Below are 3497 nucleotides of genomic sequence, written 5' to 3' on the forward strand. Positions count from 1 at the left end.
CGTGACATTGAAAGTTCCTCCTTATTCTCTTTATTATACATGAATTCTTTGAGAATAAGGTGTCAACTTTATTTATACAACATCACAATAAGATTGACTCCATGTTAAAACAGCCAAACTGCCCTTTTGTTTTATATGTTGGAACACGAAAGTTAGTGAAGCGTAAAGAATTTGAGGAATACATTCGCCGAGAATTGATTATATAGCCTTTAATAGCTGAAATATTTGTCTGTTAAGATTGAAAAAACGGAGTCCTTGTGATATACTTTATATTTGCGTTGGACTCTTTTTTTTAACGTGAAAGGAGTCCGTCATGGGAAAAAATTTAAAAGGCAAAGAGTGTGGGAAAGGTATTTGTCAAAGAAAGGACGGTTTGTATTTCGCAAGATTTTATGCTAAAAATGGTGCGCGTCAAAATGGATATTTCAAAACGCTGCCCGAAGCAAAAAAATGGCTTGCTGACGCAAAGTATGAAGATACACATAATCTAATCGTTACTGCGCCTGATATGACAGTAGACAAATGGTTCAATTATTGGATTGATAATATCATTTGTGACCTTGCACCAAATACGATAAGAAATTATCGTGAGCGTTACGAAAAAAATATTCAACCATTGATAGGAACTATGTGTATAGCTGATGTAAAACCTATGCACTGTAAAGCTGTCTTAAATCGAATGGAAACAGAATATGCAGGCTCAACAATCCGGCAGACCTATATTTCAATGGGAACTATGTTCAAATCAGCAGTTATGAATGATATTATTGCAAAGCACCCTATGAATGGTGTTCGATATACGAAACCAGTCCGGGCAGTAGATGATATTAAATACTTAACCGTTGAGGAACAGGAAAAGTTTCTTGAAGCCGCAGAGCGTTCTCATAATTATAGACAGTATGCTTTGTTATTAGAAACGGGTTTGAGAACGGCTGAATTGATTGGTCTGACATGGGACGCTATTGATTGGAAAAAACGTACTTTAACTGTAAATAAGAGTTTAGAGTATCGACACAGCCGGAGATATTGGCGTGCCGGTCCGCCTAAAACGAAAAAAAGTTATCGTACTATTCCGCTTACAGAACGCGCATATACAATCCTAAAAAGTTGTTATGATGAAAAAGATACCCGGAAAGAGGCTGAAATGCTTTCACAGATTTTGGAGTACACAGACAGCAGAACGGGAGAAAAGAAATGTCTTGTCATGCGGGATTTGGTATTTATCAACTGGCGAACAGGAGAACCTGCTAAAAACAGTTCCTACGATACACATTTATATAAATTGTGTGATGAAGCTGGTATTAAGCGTTTTTGTATGCACGCCTTACGACACACTTATGCTACACGCGCGATTGAACGCGGCGTACAACCTAAAGTTTTACAGCAACTATTAGGACACGCAAGTATTAAAACAACAATGGACAGGTATGTCCATGTTACGGACGAGTCCCTTGCAAAAGCTGTTCAGCAATTTGAAGCAGCTACACCCACAGTTGAAAAAAGGGTGTAAAAAGGGTGTAATAAAAATATAGAGAAAGGCGAAAACCCGGATAAATCAAGGGTTTTCAGACAGGTAAAGATAAAAATGAAATTAGGCATCGTTGGCCTTCCTAATGTAGGAAAGAGCACACTGTTCAACTCTCTGACAAAAGCCGGCGCGGAATCTGCCAACTATCCGTTCTGTACCATCGACCCCAACGTGGGCGTGGTCCCGGTTCCGGACTTCCGTTTAAAGCTGCTGACAGACCTCTATCATTCTGAAAAGACCACTCCTGCGGTCATCGAATTCGTGGATATCGCAGGCCTCGTAAAAGGCGCCTCCAAGGGCGAGGGCCTGGGAAACCAGTTCCTGTCCAATATCCGTGAGGTGGACGCCATCGTCCATGTGGTACGCTGCTTCGAGGATCCCAACGTGATCCATGTGGACGGCAGCGTGGACCCGCTCCGCGACATCGAGACCATCAACCTGGAGCTGATCTTCTCTGATATCGAGATCCTGGACCGGCGGATCGCCAAAAACGGCCGCGGCGCTGCCAACAACAAGGCCCTGGCCAAGGAAGTGGAGCTTTTAAAATCATTAAAGGCCCATCTGGAGGACGGAAAACTGGCAAAAAGCTTCCCCTGTGACGATGAGGACACCAGGGACTTTATCAACACCTTAAACCTCCTGACCTGGAAACCGGTGATCTTTGCCGCCAACGTAAGCGAGGACGATCTGGCCGACGACGGCGCTTCCAATGAGTATGTGAAGCAGGTCCGCGGATTTGCCGCTGAAAATGACAGCGAGGTATTCGTGATCTGCGCCCAGATCGAGCAGGAGATCGCCGAGCTGGACGATGACGAAAAGAAGGAATTCCTGGAGGATCTTGGTTTAAAGGAATCCGGTCTGGAAAAGCTCATCGCCGCCAGCTACCGTCTCTTGGGCCTCATCAGCTATCTGACTGCCGGTGAAAAGGAGACCCGCGCCTGGACCATTAAGGTAGGCACCAAGGCTCCCCAGGCCGCAGGAAAGATCCACTCCGATTTTGAGAGGGGCTTCATTAAGGCCGAGGTGGTCAACTACCAGGATCTTCTGGACTGCGGAAGCTACTCTGCCGCCAAGGAAAAGGGACTGGTACGGATCGAGGGGAAAGAGTATGTAGTAAAAGACGGAGATGTTGTATTATTCCGGTTTAATGTGTAAAGATAGACAGTTTTAAAGATCTGCCTGTATCTAAAAAGGCCCTGGGGTCAATAAACTTTCAGTCTGCAATTTTTGCAGACGGTCTGCACAATCATAATCACCTGTCCAACGGGTGGTTTGCTTTAGGGCTATAAGCCCTTGTTACTAGGGGGCTGTCGGGAAATAGATAGTCTAAAACAGGGTCGGCTGTGACTTATGTGAGTCACAACCGACCCTGAAATTTTTTCATAAAAAAGAGAAAAAGATGGCTAACGACAACCATCTTTTCCCCGTTCCATGTTATAATGGAACTATGCTTAAACAAGATTATTATAACGACTTTTTTGATTTTGGGCAACAGAAAATTAACTTCAGCTTCTTCGAATTGCATTTACCCGACGACGATCCTGTCTATACCCTGAAAAAAGTAATGGAGGAATTGGATTTTTCAGGCCTGCTGGCCTGTTGTTCAGACCAGGGAAGAACCGGGTACAATCCAATCATGCTGTTATTACCTACGCAAACATGCGTGGCATCCGGGCCGTTGACCGGATCGTGGAACTGTGTGAACGGGACCTGGCATTCATCTGGCTGACCAAAGGACAGAGACCCAGGCGGGATGCTTTTTATGATTTTAAGGGGAAAAAGCTGACCGGTGAGATCCTGGATGAACTGAATTACCAGTTCCTGCGCCGTTTGAAAAAAGAATGCCTGCTCACACTCAAAGAACTTTTTATTGATGTGATATTGTCAATATTGGTTGACACATTTATCTCAAAGATATCACTGCCTATGCAGCCTGTTCCAGAGATTGGTAGTATCTCTGTCGCTTAAT

At 44.0% G+C, this 3497-nt stretch carries 2 protein-coding genes and 1 pseudogene; all 3 read left to right on the forward strand.

Annotated features, from left to right (window positions below; translation table 11 throughout):
- Window positions 1–313 precede the first annotated feature (313 nt).
- The gene (locus OCV69_RS16385; protein ID WP_158360307.1) at window positions 314–1510 is read left to right on the forward strand and encodes a tyrosine-type recombinase/integrase; all 1197 of its coding nucleotides are present in this window, start codon (window positions 314–316) and stop codon (window positions 1508–1510) included.
- A gap of 75 nt (window positions 1511–1585) precedes the next feature.
- Window positions 1586–2683, forward strand: a complete 1098-nt coding sequence (gene ychF, locus OCV69_RS16390) for a redox-regulated ATPase YchF (protein ID WP_158360308.1) — start codon at window positions 1586–1588, stop codon at window positions 2681–2683.
- A gap of 292 nt (window positions 2684–2975) precedes the next feature.
- Window positions 2976–3403 (forward strand): annotated as a pseudogene (locus OCV69_RS16395) (transposase); the annotation flags it as partial.
- Between the last annotated feature and the right edge of the window lie 94 nt (window positions 3404–3497).

The sequence above is a fragment of the Alitiscatomonas aceti genome (genome assembly GCF_025567195.1).
GTDB lineage: Bacteria > Bacillota > Clostridia > Lachnospirales > Lachnospiraceae > Alitiscatomonas > Alitiscatomonas aceti.

Bases quoted from the DNA above. Each gene is read 5' to 3' on its own strand.
- OCV69_RS16385 (WP_158360307.1), top strand. From the start codon at position 314: ATGGGAAAAAATTTAAAAGGCAAAGAGTGTGGGAAAGGTATTTGTCAA.
- ychF (WP_158360308.1), top strand. From the start codon at position 1,586: ATGAAATTAGGCATCGTTGGCCTTCCTAATGTAGGAAAGAGCACACTG.